The 15,316-nt window shown below is 42.3% G+C and carries 15 protein-coding genes; 9 read left to right on the top strand and 6 right to left on the bottom strand.

Annotated elements, in window-relative coordinates; genetic code table 11:
- Window positions 1-112: 112 nt before the first annotated feature.
- On the bottom strand, window positions 113-565 hold the full coding sequence (locus tag NCCP133_RS03165) for a universal stress protein (RefSeq protein WP_264803502.1): 453 nt from the start codon (window positions 563-565) through the stop codon (window positions 113-115).
- Window positions 566-674: 109 nt separating this feature from the next.
- Here NCCP133_RS03165 and NCCP133_RS03160 point away from each other — a divergent pair, with 109 nt between their 5' ends.
- Window positions 675-839 carry a hypothetical protein gene (locus tag NCCP133_RS03160; protein ID WP_264803501.1) on the top strand — a complete coding sequence of 55 codons (165 nt, stop codon included), beginning with the start codon at window positions 675-677 and terminating at the stop codon, window positions 837-839.
- A 439-nt stretch (window positions 840-1,278) separates the two neighbouring features.
- On the top strand, window positions 1,279-2,400 hold the full coding sequence (gene ald / locus NCCP133_RS03155) for an alanine dehydrogenase (protein ID WP_264803500.1): 1,122 nt from the start codon (window positions 1,279-1,281) through the stop codon (window positions 2,398-2,400).
- 278 nt (window positions 2,401-2,678) lie between these two features.
- Here ald and NCCP133_RS03150 read toward each other — a convergent pair whose 3' ends face one another.
- The gene (locus NCCP133_RS03150) at window positions 2,679-2,861 is read right to left on the bottom strand and encodes a hypothetical protein (protein ID WP_264803499.1); all 183 of its coding nucleotides are present in this window, start codon (window positions 2,859-2,861) and stop codon (window positions 2,679-2,681) included.
- 60 nt (window positions 2,862-2,921) lie between these two features.
- The gene (locus NCCP133_RS03145; protein WP_264803498.1) at window positions 2,922-4,019 is read right to left on the bottom strand and encodes a M24 family metallopeptidase; all 1,098 of its coding nucleotides are present in this window, start codon (window positions 4,017-4,019) and stop codon (window positions 2,922-2,924) included.
- A gap of 165 nt (window positions 4,020-4,184) precedes the next feature.
- Between NCCP133_RS03145 and NCCP133_RS03140 the strand changes: the two genes are divergently transcribed.
- From NCCP133_RS03140 to NCCP133_RS03130, 3 genes are all read left to right on the top strand, one after another.
- Window positions 4,185-4,865 (top strand): metal-dependent hydrolase, encoded by a 681-nt coding sequence (locus NCCP133_RS03140; protein WP_264803497.1) that lies wholly within the window; start codon window positions 4,185-4,187, stop codon window positions 4,863-4,865.
- A 262-nt stretch (window positions 4,866-5,127) separates the two neighbouring features.
- Window positions 5,128-5,376 (top strand): hypothetical protein, encoded by a 249-nt coding sequence (locus NCCP133_RS03135; protein ID WP_264803496.1) that lies wholly within the window; start codon window positions 5,128-5,130, stop codon window positions 5,374-5,376.
- 119 nt (window positions 5,377-5,495) lie between these two features.
- Window positions 5,496-6,815, top strand: a complete 1,320-nt coding sequence (locus NCCP133_RS03130) for a CBS domain-containing protein (protein WP_264803495.1) — start codon at window positions 5,496-5,498, stop codon at window positions 6,813-6,815.
- Between the two features lie 76 nt (window positions 6,816-6,891).
- Here NCCP133_RS03130 and NCCP133_RS03125 read toward each other — a convergent pair whose 3' ends face one another.
- Window positions 6,892-7,197, bottom strand: coding sequence for a YtpI family protein (locus NCCP133_RS03125; RefSeq protein ID WP_264803494.1), 306 nt, complete (start codon window positions 7,195-7,197; stop codon window positions 6,892-6,894).
- 292 nt (window positions 7,198-7,489) lie between these two features.
- Here NCCP133_RS03125 and NCCP133_RS03120 point away from each other — a divergent pair, with 292 nt between their 5' ends.
- A complete protein-coding gene (locus tag NCCP133_RS03120) occupies window positions 7,490-8,428 on the top strand; it encodes a DHH family phosphoesterase (protein WP_264803493.1) in 939 nt (312 codons plus the stop codon).
- Window positions 8,429-8,454: 26 nt separating this feature from the next.
- On the opposite strand, the gene ytrI is transcribed toward NCCP133_RS03120, so the two are convergent.
- Complete coding sequence (gene ytrI, locus NCCP133_RS03115; protein WP_264803492.1) at window positions 8,455-8,955, bottom strand: sporulation membrane protein YtrI; 501 nt, start codon at window positions 8,953-8,955, stop codon at window positions 8,455-8,457.
- Complete coding sequence (locus NCCP133_RS03110; protein WP_264803491.1) at window positions 8,952-9,287, bottom strand: YtrH family sporulation protein; 336 nt, start codon at window positions 9,285-9,287, stop codon at window positions 8,952-8,954. Before NCCP133_RS03110 ends, ytrI begins: the two co-directional genes overlap by 4 nt.
- A 460-nt stretch (window positions 9,288-9,747) precedes the next feature.
- Here NCCP133_RS03110 and dnaE point away from each other — a divergent pair, with 460 nt between their 5' ends.
- From dnaE to NCCP133_RS03095, 3 genes are all read left to right on the top strand, one after another.
- On the top strand, window positions 9,748-13,101 hold the full coding sequence (dnaE, locus tag NCCP133_RS03105; RefSeq protein ID WP_264803490.1) for a DNA polymerase III subunit alpha: 3,354 nt from the start codon (window positions 9,748-9,750) through the stop codon (window positions 13,099-13,101).
- Window positions 13,102-13,287: 186 nt separating this feature from the next.
- Entirely contained in the window at window positions 13,288-14,526 is a 1,239-nt protein-coding gene (locus NCCP133_RS03100; protein WP_264803489.1) for an NAD(P)-dependent malic enzyme, read from the top strand.
- An 8-nt stretch (window positions 14,527-14,534) separates the two neighbouring features.
- Window positions 14,535-15,158 carry a FadR/GntR family transcriptional regulator gene (locus tag NCCP133_RS03095; protein ID WP_442874229.1) on the top strand — a complete coding sequence of 208 codons (624 nt, stop codon included), beginning with the start codon at window positions 14,535-14,537 and terminating at the stop codon, window positions 15,156-15,158.
- Window positions 15,159-15,316: the final 158 nt, after the last annotated feature.

Raw genomic sequence — 15,316 nt, 5'->3', positions numbered from 1 at the left:
ATAAATCTAATCAAATGGCAGCACTTATAAGCAAACAACATTAGAAATGAGCTAATTAAGAGCATGTTCAAAAAGGGCGCTGTAAACAAAACAGCGCCCTTTATTTATATTGCTACTCATCTGCTTTATCTGTTCTTACAACGAGGACATCACAACGGGCATAGCGGGTTATGTGTTCAGATACACTGCCAATTAAGAATCGTTCAACTGCATTCATGCCTGTAGCACCGCAAATGATTAAGTCCACATTATGTTTCCAAGCAATATCTTTTGGAATCTTCACTTTTGGAGAACCGTAATCGACTTCATACTTAACATTCGCAATGCCTGCATCCATTGCGGTTCTTTTGTATTTTCCCAATAATTCGGTTGCAAAGCGGTCGGCTCTTTCTGCAATTGTGCGGTCATAAGCTTCTACAGTGGCAAAAGTCCTGGTATCGATAATATGTGCCAATACCATATTTGAATGATTCCTTTTAGCTATTTCAATTGCTTTTTTAAACGCCCATTCCGCTTCAGTTGAACCATCTACAGCGACTAAGATGTTCTTATACTTCATGCCCATTTTCATCTCCTCCTTTACCTATATTATACAGCTTCAAAATTTGAATATCTGTAACAAAAAATCGAACAATAATAAAGCTGATAAAAATTTTAAAAAGGAGCAGATGATGATGGAAAAGAGAGAACCGAAAGCACAAGCCGCATATTTCTTTGATGAACAGGGTGCAAATGAAGTAAGTGCCCAAATTATGAATGCTTATAACAGCGGTGTCATAGACCAGTCAAATGCACAGTTTGACATGGAAGCCCAGGAGCGTACTGAAAGAATGCAATAAAAAGTATTCAAAAAAGCTGTCAATGCGATGCCAGCTCTTTTCAGATTAAGATAGCATAAACATCCAACGACTAAAAGCGGAAGCTTTTGGGAGGATGGGGGTCATGCAGTTGTTGCCACAGGACGCGGCGGCCTTAGTCTGCGTTCCTTTGTGGTCAAGGCGCTGTGTGCTGTTCTTAATAACCTGTTAAATGTCTTCCAGTCTTAAAGCGGGAGTCAATTGCTTTGGTTTTGAATTTATACAAATAGGTAAACCATTATATAAAGAACTAAATGGACAACCTTCCCAATGGTGATAGATGGCATAGGATACTGTAGATTAAATCATATCGCTCCGAGGGTCATTAACGGGAATGGGTTTGATGCTGAACGGGTATAAGATTGAAAAAATAACCGAATAATTATATAACAAATTTTATTTATTAAAGGAGATATGCTGAATGCGCATCGGTGTACCTAAAGAAGTAAAAAACAATGAAAATAGAGTAGCCATGACGCCGGCTGGTCTAGCAAATCTAATTCAATTTGGTCATGAAGTATACATTGAAGCCGGAGCAGGCGCAGGATCAGGATTTCTTGATGAAGATTATGTAAATGCTGGTGGAAAAATTGTTCAAACTGCAGAGGAAGCATGGTCAATGGAAATGGTCATGAAGGTAAAAGAGCCGCTCCCAAGTGAATATGTGTATTTCCGAGAAGGTTTAATTCTGTTTACATATTTACATTTGGCAGCAGAACCTGAACTGACCAGGGCTTTGATCGAGAAAAAAGTGGCAGGCATTGCGTATGAAACTGTACAGCTTCCAAACCGCAGCCTGCCATTGCTGACACCAATGAGTGAAGTGGCAGGCAGGATGGCTGCCCAAGTGGGAGCCCAATTTTTAGAAAAGGTATATGGAGGAAAGGGTATTCTTCTATCCGGGGTGCCGGGTGTCCATCGCGGGAAAGTGACGATTATTGGTGGCGGGGTAGCGGGAACCAATGCCGCTAAAATGGCCATAGGCCTTGGCGCTAAAGTTACAATCATTGACTTGAACCCTGAACGCCTTCGCCAGCTTGATGATATATTCGGAAAAGAAGCGGCAACATTAATGTCCAATCCTTACAATATTGCAGAAGCTGTAAAGGAGTCTGACCTGGTGATTGGTGCCGTCCTCATTCCGGGGGCAAAAGCACCGAAGCTTGTAACAGAGGAAATGATCAAAACGATGAGCTCAGGCTCTGTTGTTGTCGATATTGCCATTGATCAAGGAGGAATCTTTGAGACAACTGACAGAATTACGACACATGCTAATCCGACTTATGAAAAACATGGTGTCGTACATTATGCAGTTGCCAATATGCCTGGGGCTGTTCCGCGGACGTCTACTCTCGCATTAACCAATGTAACAGTCCCGTATGCGATCCAAATTGCCAATAAAGGCTATAAAAAAGCATGCTTTGAAAATGAAGCTCTGATGAAGGGCATCAATACATTGAATGGCTATGTGACATATCAAGCTGTAGCCGAAGCGCATCATCTTGATTATTCAGATACCAGGACATTGCTTGAACAGCAATAAAACATGCTGAAAACCAGAGGGGATAGATATATTCATCATGATAACGCTGAAATGCTGATAGAGGAGAAAGTGACCGATATAATGAGAAAGTGACCGATAAAATGAAAATCTGACCGATAAATGCAGCGAAGTATTCGATAAAATGAAAATTGGCCGATAAAATGAATGAGCATCGACCGATAATTATAGCCAGAAAGCGCAAAAAGTCCAAAACCCTACCCTAAATATAGTCAATAGACCTTTACACCTTATAAAATCCAAATAAAAAATCCGGAGTCCTAAAACTCCGGATTTTTATATAGGTTTCTCTGGACGGCCTGAGCAGTAATCACAATCCCGATCGCTGCATGCACTTTCTTTCCATTCATTGCATGCAGGGCAAAAAACGGCGTCATAGTGATCCGAATACACGAGCGGCCCTTTGCATGCGGGGCATCCCGATGGTCCTGTAATATCCCCATCGTATGGTTTGCCTTCTACAAAAAGAATCCCTTTTTCAAATTTGAATTTGATTTTTTTCATTACTTAATGATTTGAAGTTCTTTAGGGAACTTGGTTAGGATTTCAACTCCATCTGCTGTAACGGCAAGATCGTCCTCAATCCTTACTCCGGCTGCGCCGGGAACATAGATGCCCGGTTCAATGGTGAAAACCATCCCTTCTTCAAGCAGCAGTGAATTGGTTTCGGTCAATGAAGGGTATTCATGGACGCTGACGCCAAGTCCGTGTCCCAATCGGTGCGGAAAATATCCGCCATAACCGGCATCTGCAATCAGATTTCTAGCTGTCAGATCTATTTCAGAGCAAGGTACTCCCGGTTTGCTTTTTTCTACAGCAGCCAGCTGGGCTTTTAGTACTGTGTCATAGATTTCCTTTTGTTTATCGTTAATATCACCGTAGGCAACGGTTCTGGTAATATCTGAGCAGTAGCCGTTCCAGACCACACCCAGGTCAAAAAGAACCAAGTCCCCTTTTTGAATTTTTGTCATTCCAGGCGTTCCGTGCGGGGAAGCCCCGTTTGATCCTGTAAGCACCATCGTGGAAAACGACATTTCGTTAACGCCCTTTTTCTTTAAGGCATACTCAACAGCTGCCAAAACATCCAGCTCTGTTTTACCTTCCTGGATTTCTGCACAGCCTGTTTGAATGGCAAAATCCGCCAGTTCACACGCTTCGCGAAGGATCTCCAATTCTTTTTCATCTTTGACCATCCGAAGCTTCCTCAGCTTTTCTTCTGCGGAAACAAATTCAGCTCCGTTGAAAAGTTTCATGATGGCTTCATACCGTTCCACATTCATATGTTCTTTTTCAATCGCAGCTTTTCCAATTTTCCCTATTCTGTTATGTATGGACTTTTCAATGAATTCCCATGGATTTTGGATATCGCTGTATCCGATGATTTCATGGACCCAGCCGGCATTTTTTGCATCTTCCTTTTCCATTGCCGGGCATACAAGGAACGGCTCTTCGTCCTGAAATACGGCAAGTCCAAGCAAGCGCTCATGAGGATCGCTAAAGAAACCGCTTAGATAAAATACATTTTCAGTCGATGTCACAAAGCTGACTTGTATATCATGGTCCTTCATCCACTGTGACAGTTTTTGCAATCTATTATTCATAATTATCCTCCTTATATGCTGTTACCATGAGCGTAGCAATTAAATTAGGAAAAGTAAACTTTTTAAAGATTAAAAATCTGGGTAAATAGTAAAAAGGAAGGCAGGAAAAAACTGTTTTTCGTTGAAGTAAATTACATAGCATGTTTATTGAAAGGAGCTAAAAAATTGAAAGTATCTTATCACGGCCATTCGGTTGTAAAAATTGAGTCACAGGAGAAAACCATCTTAATTGATCCATTTATTACCGGTAATGGCTTGACGGACTTAAATGCAGACGAACAGACCCCTGATGTTATTATTGTGACACATGGACATGGAGACCACCTGGGAGACACGATTGAATTGGCAAAGCGAAATGACTCACTTGTCATTGCTAATTTTGAACTTGCCACTTATTTGGGCTGGCAGGGAGTGAATGCCCATGGTATGTCCATTGGCGGAGGATATGATTTTGATTTTGGGCGAGTTAAACTGACGCCAGCCTTCCATGGAACAGGTCTGGAAACTGAAAATAAAGAGATAATCTACTTGGGAATGCCAGCAGGCGTGCTTATTACTTTAGAGGGGAAAACACTTTTCCATGCAGGAGATACTGGACTTTTCTCCGATATGAAGCTGATCGGTGACCGCCATCCCATTGATTTGGCATTTTTGCCTATCGGAGATAACTTTACAATGGGTCCGGAGGATGCGGTCTATGCGGCACGGCTGCTTGGAGCGAAGAAAGTAGTGCCGGTTCACTTCAATACTTTCCCTCCTATCAAGCAGGACCCGCATAAATTCACAAGTATGCTGGATAATGGTGTTGGCCAAGTGCTGGAAGTCGGAGAATCCATCGAATTATGATTTTGAACGCAGCTTCGGAATAGGGAGCTGCGTTTTTAGTTGATTGGATATTCATTTATCAATAAAAAAAGAAGATATAAATTAAACTTCCGATTATATCAACGAAAAATTTTATATATCAACATAAAGTCCACAAGAATCAACGATTGAAAGATTCCGGCAAAATGGCAGCCCATAACCTGCAGTTCTATAAAAACAACTCATTTTCCTGGCCTGTCCGCATACATTTTAGAGAGGATGCAATAAAGGAGGAAGCTGTAAAATGAACAAAAATCGATATTTGCTTTGTCTACTGCTATGCGGGTTCATGCTTTATTATGCAGCACCAAGGCTTGGAGTTTTTAATGGGGGTACGGAAGGGATTTTTGCAATCAGCTGGCTGGCCTGTGCTCTGTTTGTCATTGCGGGGAATTTGACTGCATTGCTTTATACACCGAAAAGGGCAGCGGCTGAACAAAAGCGCACTCGCCAAATGATTGCTAAAAAGAGAGTTCGCTCGTTCGGCAGATAAGCGGAGCCGGCTCCCCCAGTGGATACTGATAACGCGGCAAGTTTGCCAAAGCCAATTGTATCAAGGCCTTTTTACCCTTATAATGAAAATATAGGAATAATTTGTAGAGGGTGAAAGTCTTGGCTACTAAGCATGAGCAGATTTTACAATACATTGATGAATTGCCGGTAGGGGAAAAGATATCAGTCAGACAGATTGCCAAGGCGCTTGCAGTCAGTGAGGGAACTGCTTACAGGGCGATTAAGGATGCTGAAAATAAAGGCTATGTCAGCACGATTGAACGTGTTGGCACAATCAGGATTGAACGGAAAAAGAAAGAAAATATTGAGAAGCTGACTTTTGCGGAGGTTGTTAATATCGTTGATGGCCAAGTGCTCGGCGGAAGAGCCGGCCTCCATAAAACTCTGAACAAGTTTGTGATTGGGGCGATGAAGCTAGAGGCAATGATGCGATACACCGATGCAGGAAATCTGCTGATTGTCGGAAACAGAACGCAGGCACATGAGCTGGCATTGAAGGCAGGAGCGGCGGTGTTAATAACAGGCGGCTTTGATACGGAGGAGCAGGTTAAAAAGCTGGCTGATGATCTGCAGCTGCCAGTCATCTCGAGCAGCTATGATACATTCACGGTTGCAACAATGATTAACCGTGCTATTTATGATCAATTAATCAAAAAAGAGATTGTGCTTGTAGAGGATATTTTGACATCCCTGGAGGACTCGATCTTCTTGAAAACAACCGACACGATTGCTGATTGGCTCAATTACAACCGTAAAACCAACCATAGCCGTTTTCCGGTTGTCGATCATAACCTGAAGGTGCAGGGAGTAGTTACATCCAAGGATATTATGGGCCATGATCCAAAAACGCCTATTGATAAGGTCATGACTAAAAATCCTATGAAAGTTGGCGGCAAAACAAGTGTAGCCTCTTCTTCCCATATGATGGTCTGGGAAGGCATTGAACTGCTCCCTGTCGTCGATGATTCGAATAAGCTTCAAGGAATCGTAAGCAGGCAGGATGTGCTGAAAGCCCTGCAGATGATTCAGCGTCAGCCGCAAGTGGGTGAAACCATTGATGATATTGTTACAAACCAGCTCGTGCTGACAAGAGGCAAGACCAAAGGCGAGGATGTCTACCGCTGTGAAGTGACTCCGCAGATGACCAACCACCTTGGAACAATGTCTTACGGTGTATTTACGACGATAGTCTCAGAAGCTGCTAACAGAGTGTTAAGGAGCTATAAAAAAGGTGACCTTGTAGTGGAAAATATGACAATCTACTTTATAAAGCCTGTGCAAATAGACAGTATGCTGGAAATCTATCCAAAGGTGCTGGAAGTTGGGCGGAAGTTCGGGAAAGTGGATGTGGAAGTCTTTAATGAAGGGGTTCTTGTAGGAAAAGCCATGATGATGTGCCAGCTGATCGACAGGCACTAATTAATGAATATAAGAGTGTTAAGCCGGTCCCTAATGGAAACGGCTTTTTTTATATAGTTTTGTTAGGCAGGAGCATCTAGTTTTTCCTTGCTTCTTCGGCTTCTTTAACTGCATGAGGTATGTGAAATTTGTAAGCTTTTATTCCGCCCCAAATACTTAATCCCCCAACCAGGATGAAAAGGATGCCGATAATAAGTGAAGCGGTTGTATCATATAAGAAGAGCTGATTTAATCCGAAAAATGCAACGAACGCACCGAGAGCTGTTCTGGACTTGGCTGATATCCATTGTCTTTCAGCAGGCTGCTTGCTTCTGAAGAACTTTACTTTATAGAAAATGTAAAAGGAAAAAGAGAGAACAATCAGGATAACAAGGATAGGCATTTCATTTACCTCCAAATTTCGACAATCTCTTATTATTCTACCTGCAATATTGAAAAAATGCTATAAGCGGACTGTGTTTTCTTTTTCTTTTTCCTCCCTAATGTGGTAAAAATAAAGTGAAACTTCAATCAGAGGGGGGCATTATCCCCGCTGATTGTTAGTTGAACCAATCGGGCCTTTACGGGCAGTTGGGCTCCTGATAATACTCCCAATGATTTTTCTGAGTCTCGAAGTGGGAGTCTTACTGCCCGTTAGACAGCGATAAAGTATTCCGAATAAAAAGGAGCGCGCCATGAAACAAAAGATACTTGATGAAATCAAAGAATATGAAACAATTATTATCCATAGGCATGTACGTCCCGATCCGGATGCATACGGGTCCCAGGGAGGGCTGGCTGAAATCCTGAAAGCTTCCTTTCCTGAGAAGAATATCTATACGGTTGGAAAAGAAGAAGAAACGCTGCATTATATGAGACGGCTTGATGAAATATCTGATGATACATACACTGGGGCATTGGTGATAGTCTGTGATACGGCAAATGCTGAGCGGATATGTGACAGCAGGTACAGCAGGGGGAATAAGCTAATAAAAATTGACCATCATCCAAATACAGATCCATATGGGGATATGAGGTGGGTCGATACAGATGCAAGCTCAACCAGCGAAATGATCTATGAGTTTTATTTGTTCGGAAAGAAGCAGGGCTTAAAGTTGAATGATGAGGCTGCAAGATTATTGTTTGCAGGGATTGTAGGGGATACAGGCCGGTTTCTTTATCCAAGCACTACGGAAAAGACGTTTGCATATGCTGGCGAGTTGATTCATTATGATTTCTCAAGGCCCGAACTTTTTAATAAGATGTACGAATTAAAAGCCAATATTGTAAAGCTAAAGGGGTATCTCCTGCAAAATTTTGAAATGAAAAGGCATGGGGCCGCAATAATGATTCTAAAAAAAGAGCTTCTTGAAGAGTTTCAGGCAGTACCATCCGAAGCTTCCCTTCTTGTCAGCACGCTTGGAGATGTGCAGGGAATTAAAGCGTGGGTTTTCTTCATTGAAGAAAGTGATCAAATCCGAGTCCGTTTCCGTTCCAAAGGACCAATTATCAATGAAATTGCGAGAAAATACAAAGGCGGGGGACATCCTCTTGCAGCCGGGGCATCCATCTATTCCTGGGATGACGTGGATTCGGTCATAAGAGACTTGGAGGAAGCCTGCAAAGAGCATTGATTGTATGCCGGGCTTAGGCCCGGGCATCAATCCAGCATAATAGTCAGTTCAATTGAAACCGTTGTATAAATAACCAACTCTTTTACTTCAACCCGATATCTTTTTTCATTCACTCGGTAGGTTTTATTCTCTATTATCTTTTTTATTAGTTCTCTGCTTTTATAAACTGTATCAATATCCTTGGCACGCATCATGTTGATATCCTCTTTAATTTCATCTTCCAGCTGAAATACGCTAAAGGAATCCAGCTTATATTTGTCGCTGTTTACGATTTTGATGGTTATATCCTGTACAGTCAGCTTTTTCTGGTTTTCCTTATTCAGCTTCTTGAATTCCTCCTGCCAAATTTCTTTATCCTTAACCAATTCATCGATGGTGTCCTTTTGCAGCTTGATTTCCTTGCTGTACTTTTCCTGCCACTCACCAAAAATATACAAAAATAGAAACCAGCTGATAATGCCTCCTATGGCCATGCCCGCAAAAAAGCGCTGCCAGGAAGGAAGGCGGTAGTATGGCGGGATTCTCATGAAATATGCTCCTGAGTCAGCCAGTTAATAAGCATAGCACCAGTTTGGGCCCCGCCAAGAGCAGCTAGAATCAGCATGAATTGCTTAAAAATATCTTTTGTCTGCCCATCCAATACGCCCTTTTCAAAACTGTAAACAGTATCGAATGTGCCGCCGATTGCAGCAATGATTGCCCAAATGCGAATCATGTTCGAAATTTGGAATATTTCATTCAAAGGGGGCTTGCCCGTTAGAAAAGCAGCCAATCCGCCGATGATCGAACCTCCTACTAAAACACCAAGAGCAATGAAGTAACTCTCAATCAATGTAGAAAAAAAAGGCTGGGTATTCATATCATCCATCCTAACTGCAGGAGAAGTCCTGCTGATTTTATCGCAGTCTAACGGGCAGTTAGACCCCCAATTCAAGACTCAGTGTAATCAAAGGAGGATAAGTGGGGGGCAAACTGCCCGTAAAGACCGGAAAGAATAACAAAGACTAAAACTTCACGTCCTCCCAAAAGCTGCCGCTTTTGATCGTGCGATGACTATCCTCAAAAAAAGCTACCGCTTTTTTCTTCTTGCCAAAAGATTTGCTGACGAAGCCTTTCTTGTCCTGTGGGCCTCAACTAACAATTAATGGGGATAATGTCCCCCTCTGATTGAAGTTTCACTTTATCTTGATACTTCATCATATGGACAAACTTTTAAAAATATGTTTTGGCTGCCGCGATATAAAAAGAGAACATATTTTCTTTTTGGAAATGAGCGTTCTATAATAATAAGTAGCAGAGAATTTAAGGGTGTGAGAATCGTGTCATTTATTCACCTGCATGTATATAGCGCCTATAGCCTGCTGTCCAGTACAGCAAGAATAGAGCAGCTTGTTTCAGCGGCCAGAGAAAAAGGTTTTCCTGCTCTGGCGTTGACAGATAAAAATGTGATGTACGGTACTGTCGCTTTCTATAAAGAGTGCTTAAAGCAATCCATCAAACCGATTATCGGTTTAACTGTGGATGTACTAAGTGAGCTGGATGAAGGGGGAGCCTTTCCGCTTGTCCTTTTAGCAAAGAACCAGCAAGGATTTCAGAATCTATTAAAAATCTCAAGCACTGTGCAGACAAAATCACCGGAAGGAATGCCAGTAAAGTGGCTGAAGCATTATGCAGGTGGGCTTGTTGCCTTGACTCCTGGCATGGCTGGCGAGATAGAGGGATATTTGGCTGCGGATGAATATGATAAGGCCAAAAGTGCATCAGAATTATTCAGTGGGATATTTGAACAAAACTCGTTTTTTCTTTCCCTTCAAGACCATGGTTTGCCAAAAGAGAAAAAGCTGCAGGAAGAGCTTGTCAGGCTTTCAAAAGAAATGGGAGTTGGACTGGCGGCGGCCAATAGCGTCTGCTATCTCAAAAAGGAAGACGCTTTTTCACATGAATGCCTTCTGGCCATAAAAAATGGTGAGAAGCTCCAGGATCAAGATAGGGAACGCCTTGGCAGTGATGAATATTACTTAAAAACATCTAAAGAAATGGCAGACTTGCTGTCGGGGTACCCTGAAGCATTAGAGAATACGATTTTGATTGCTGATCAATGCAATGTCATGCTTGAGCTGAACAAACAGAATCTTCCGAAATATCCTGCAGGCGAAAGTGCAGATGCCCTCTTGGATGAAGTTTGCTGGCAGGGCTTTGCCAAAAGGTATCCTAATGCAGGAGAAGAGCATAGGGAGCGTTTAAAGTACGAATTAAAAGTCATAAACCAAATGAGATTTAGCGATTATTTCCTGATTGTCTGGGATTTTATGAAATTCGCAAGAAATGATGGGATATTAACAGGCCCAGGGCGTGGATCCGCTGCTGGTTCTATGGTTGCATATGTTTTGTATATAACTGATGTTGATCCGATTGAACACAATCTGCTGTTTGAACGTTTCCTTAATCCGGAACGTGTATCCATGCCCGATATTGATATCGATTTTCCTGATCACAGAAGGGATGAGGTAATCCAATATGTATCGCAAAAATATGGAGAACTTCATGTAGCCCAGATCCTTACATTTGGAACGCTGGCGGCCAAAGCGGCACTGCGGGATGTCGGCCGGGCGTTTGGATTAAATCCCAAAGAGTTAGACATTCTCTCAAGGAAAGTCCCTTCTAAATTGGGCATCAACTTGAAAGAAGCATACAAAGAATCCGAACCGCTTAGAAGGTTTGCCCAGGAATCGGATTTAAACAGAAGGCTCTTTGAAACTGCTCTAAAGCTGGAGGGACTGCCAAGGCATACCTCTACACATGCTGCAGGTGTCGTCATCAGCGAGCACCCCCTTGTTGAGGCAATTCCTATCCAAAAAGGACATGAAAATGTTTATTTGACCCAGTACTCAATGGAGCATCTGGAGGATGTCGGTTTATTAAAAATGGATTTTCTTGGACTCAGGAACTTATCTTTGATAGAAAATATCTTAAGCTCCATCCAGCGAAGAACAGGGAAGAGGATCGATATTAAAAAGATTCCTTTAGATGATGATGCGGTGTTCAGAATTCTTGGAAAGGGTGAAACGACTGGCATTTTCCAGCTTGAATCCGAAGGAATGAGAAATGTCCTGACAAGGCTCGAACCAACCAGGTTTGAGGATATTGTAGCTGTCAATGCCCTTTACCGTCCAGGCCCAATGGAGAATATCCCTCTTTTTATAGACAGAAAGCACGGGAGAGAGGCTGTATCCTATCCGCATCCTGACCTGAAGCCAATCCTCGAAAATACTTATGGAGTCATTGTTTATCAGGAACAGATTATGCAAATCGCTGCAAAAATGGCAGGCTTCTCGCTTGGTGAGGCTGACTTGCTCAGGAGAGCAGTCAGCAAAAAACAAAAAGAAGTGCTTGACCGTGAGCGCAGCCATTTCGTTGGCGGGGCATTGAATAAGGGGTATAACGAACAAACCGCCCATGATATTTATGATTTGATTGTCCGCTTTGCGAACTATGGATTTAACAGGAGCCATGCAGTTGCCTACAGCTTTATAGCTTATCAGCTTGCCTATTTGAAAGCTCACTATCCGCTTCACTTCATGGCTTCCCTGCTCACATCATCCATTGGAAATGAAGGGAAAATTGCTCAGTATATCAGGGAAATCAAACAAATGGGATTATCTATTCTACCGCCTTCCATCAATCATAGCGGCTATTCATTCCTAGTGGAAAAAGACTCGGTCAGATACAGTTTAGCTGCTATTAAAGGGGTTGGGGCAGCTGCGTTAAAAGATATTTTTCAATCAAGGAAAAGCAAGCGATTTGATGATTTGTTCGATTTTTGCCTAAGAGTATCAGCCAAGGCTGTTAATCGTAAAGTTTTGGAAGGACTGATCCATTCAGGAAGTTTCGACGAGTTTGGGGAAGACAGAGCCGTATTGCTTGCCAGCATTGATGTTGCTGTGGAACATGCACAGCTGGTTAAGCCGGAAGATGATCAGGCCGATTTTTTCGAAGACGACGAGTTCTTTCCAAAGCCAAAATATACCCAAGTGGATCCCCTGCAGCCTGAGGATAAGCTAAGGTTTGAAAAGGAGGTCCTTGGCCTGTATCTATCGGACCATCCCGTATCGGTTCACGAACCTCATCTTGCCTTGCTCGGTGCGGTTTTGCTATTGGAGCTTGAGCATTCAGCGAAAATGGCAAGAGCAGTTGCATATATTTCTGAAGTAAAGAAGATCCGTACTAAAAAAGGAGAGCTAATGGCTTTTCTTACACTGAGTGATCAGTCCGGAGATATGGAGGCCGTTGTGTTTCCAAAGGTTTTTAATCGTTTTTTGATCTTTTGTACTCAAGGAAATATTGTGTATATGGAAGGAAAGGTAGAAGAACGGGAAGGAAAAAGGCAGCTGATCGTGCAGCACCTGGATGATGCGAAGGAAGCTATTGAAAAGATGCAAAATAAAGACCCGGTTTTATACCTAAGGATTACCAGGGATAAGGAAACAGCAGAAAACCTTAGGCTGCTAAAGGAAACATTTAAGAAGAATGAAGGGAATATACAAGTTGTTCTATATTATGAAAGCACACAAAAAAGCATACGCCTTGGGGAAGAGGACTTGATTCAGCCATCAGAGGATCTCACGAATCAGCTAATTAGTTTACTTGGGAAGAATAATGTCATTTTAAAGTAATTCCCTTTACAACAAAAGCAAATGTGGTATATTTGTAAGAAGAAATTAAACTGGTCTGACCACTGTGGGCTGATATTTGCCAAAAAAGGCCTGGACTCTGCTGCACAGCCATTAAATATTGTTCGTAAAGTTATGTTAAAATATACAAATTCCTGTCCTGCTGCGGATAAATGAGGAGTGAATAAGTTGACCCTGCGTGAAGAAGCACTGCATATGCACAGAGTTAATCAAGGAAAATTGGAATCCAAATCAAAAGTCCAGGTGCGCAATGCAAGAGACTTGAGCCTTGCCTACTCTCCTGGTGTCGCTGAACCTTGCAAGGAAATTTATGATAAGCCTGAAACAGTTTATGAATATACAATGAAAGGCAATATGGTCGCGGTTGTTTCTGATGGAACAGCAGTACTTGGTTTGGGGAATATTGGTCCTGAAGCTGCGTTGCCGGTAATGGAAGGAAAGGCTGTTTTATTTAAGAGCTTTGCGGGAGTGGATGCCTTTCCAATCTGTCTGAATACAACTGACGTGGACAAAATTGTAGAGACGGTCAAACTGATGGAGCCTACTTTTGGTGGCGTGAATTTAGAGGATATCGCCGCTCCTCATTGTTTTTATGTAGAAGAACGTTTGAAGAAAGAAACGAATATCCCTGTATTCCATGATGACCAGCATGGGACTGCCATTGTAACGGTTGCTGGCCTTGTCAATGCATTAAAGCTTTCCGGCAAAAAAATGAATGAAATTAAGGTTGTTGCCAACGGTGCAGGAGCTGCTGGAATTGCAATCATTAAGCTTTTGTACAGCTATGGCGTACGGGACATCATTATGTGCGATACAAAAGGCGCAATTTATGAAGGCCGCCCTCAGGGCATGAATGATATTAAACATGAAGTATCAAAATATACGAATCGTGATAATGAAAAGGGAAGCCTTGCTGATGTGATCAAAGGGGCAGATGTGTTCATCGGTGTATCAGTAGCCGGTGCATTAACGGCAGAAATGATCAGCATGATGAATCAGGATCCGATAATTTTTGCAATGGCAAACCCAACGCCTGAGATCATGCCTGAAGAAGCCAAAGCAGCTGGTGCAATGGTTGTCGGCACGGGAAGATCTGATTTTCCGAACCAGGTGAACAATGTACTTGCATTCCCTGGAATTTTCCGAGGAGCGCTGGATGTGCGTGCTACTCATATTAACGAGAAAATGAAGGTAGCTGCAGTAGAAGCCATTGCAGGCTTAATTAAAGAGGACGAGCTTAATGCTGATTACGTCATTCCTGGTCCATTCGATCCCCGTGTCGCACCCGAAGTTGCAGCAGCAGTAGCCAAAGCGGCAATGGAAACAGGAGTTGCCAGAATTAAGGTGAATCCTGATGAAGTAAAGGAAAAGACGAAGAGTCTTGCCGTGATTGGAAAAGGTGAGTGATTCCACACGTGAATTCACCTCAAAATAATACGAAGGTATATGTCGAAATCGTAAAGCAGCTCAGGTTCATGATCGAACATAATGGACTTAATCCCGGAGATCGATTGCCTTCCGAACGGGAGCTTTCAGAGCGCCTGGGTGTCGGGCGCTCTTCGGTTCGGGAAGCTTTAAGGGCCATTGAACTTCTTGGTTTGATAGAAACAAGAAGAGGCGAGGGGACATTTATCAGGGATTTTAGAGGAAATCAGCTTGTTCAGCTGCTCAGCACATTTATTCTTCAGGACAAAAAATCCATTCGGGATGTAAAAGAGACGAAATTTCTAATTGAATTGGATTGTTTATGGCTCATCGTCCAGAAGGCTGAAAAAGATCAGCTTCTGACGTTCAAAAAATGGGCGTTGGAAGCGGACTATACAGATGATGATTATTTCCTGGAAGTTGTTACACTTGCCGATAATCATCTTTTTTTGCGGATATGGATGATTTTAAAAGATTATTTTAATTCCTTGGATTTGAAGATAATCAAGGTGTCTAAATCAGAGTATGCCGAGCTGATTGATGCGCTAATTTCCAAGAATGAATCTGAAGTTATTCGTGTATATAGAAATCTAAGAAAGTTGTCGAAGAGTTAACGACAATTTTTTGCAGATTTTATAGTTGCTTTCCCCTATATTTAAAGAATCAGACAAGCAGTAGAGGAAGTCTAAGATTTAGGCATTCATTTTTAAATCAGTGGTCTGACCACTGAGAGAATTTATGGAAAATGATTCAGCGATAATCAGGGAGGTTT

Source organism: Cytobacillus sp. NCCP-133, from assembly GCF_026011715.1.
Taxonomy (GTDB): domain Bacteria; phylum Bacillota; class Bacilli; order Bacillales; family Cytobacillaceae; genus Cytobacillus.
The sequence above is the reverse complement of the archived record's forward strand: the minus strand, read 5'-3'. Positions and strand labels throughout refer to the sequence as shown.

What these genes read in the sequence shown, in the direction of transcription:
- NCCP133_RS03135 (WP_264803496.1), top strand. Translation starts at nt 5,128, where the DNA reads ATGAACAAAAATCGATATTTGCTTTGTCTACTGCTATGCGGGTTCATG.
- NCCP133_RS03125 (WP_264803494.1), bottom strand. Translation starts at nt 7,197, where the DNA reads ATGCCTATCCTTGTTATCCTGATTGTTCTCTCTTTTTCCTTTTACATT.
- NCCP133_RS03150 (WP_264803499.1), bottom strand. Translation starts at nt 2,861, where the DNA reads ATGGGGATATTACAGGACCATCGGGATGCCCCGCATGCAAAGGGCCGC.
- ald (WP_264803500.1), top strand. Translation starts at nt 1,279, where the DNA reads ATGCGCATCGGTGTACCTAAAGAAGTAAAAAACAATGAAAATAGAGTA.
- ytrI (WP_264803492.1), bottom strand. Translation starts at nt 8,955, where the DNA reads ATGAGAATCCCGCCATACTACCGCCTTCCTTCCTGGCAGCGCTTTTTT.
- NCCP133_RS03120 (WP_264803493.1), top strand. Translation starts at nt 7,490, where the DNA reads ATGAAACAAAAGATACTTGATGAAATCAAAGAATATGAAACAATTATT.
- NCCP133_RS03110 (WP_264803491.1), bottom strand. Translation starts at nt 9,287, where the DNA reads ATGAATACCCAGCCTTTTTTTTCTACATTGATTGAGAGTTACTTCATT.
- NCCP133_RS03165 (WP_264803502.1), bottom strand. Translation starts at nt 565, where the DNA reads ATGGGCATGAAGTATAAGAACATCTTAGTCGCTGTAGATGGTTCAACT.
- NCCP133_RS03145 (WP_264803498.1), bottom strand. Translation starts at nt 4,019, where the DNA reads ATGAATAATAGATTGCAAAAACTGTCACAGTGGATGAAGGACCATGAT.
- NCCP133_RS03160 (WP_264803501.1), top strand. Translation starts at nt 675, where the DNA reads ATGGAAAAGAGAGAACCGAAAGCACAAGCCGCATATTTCTTTGATGAA.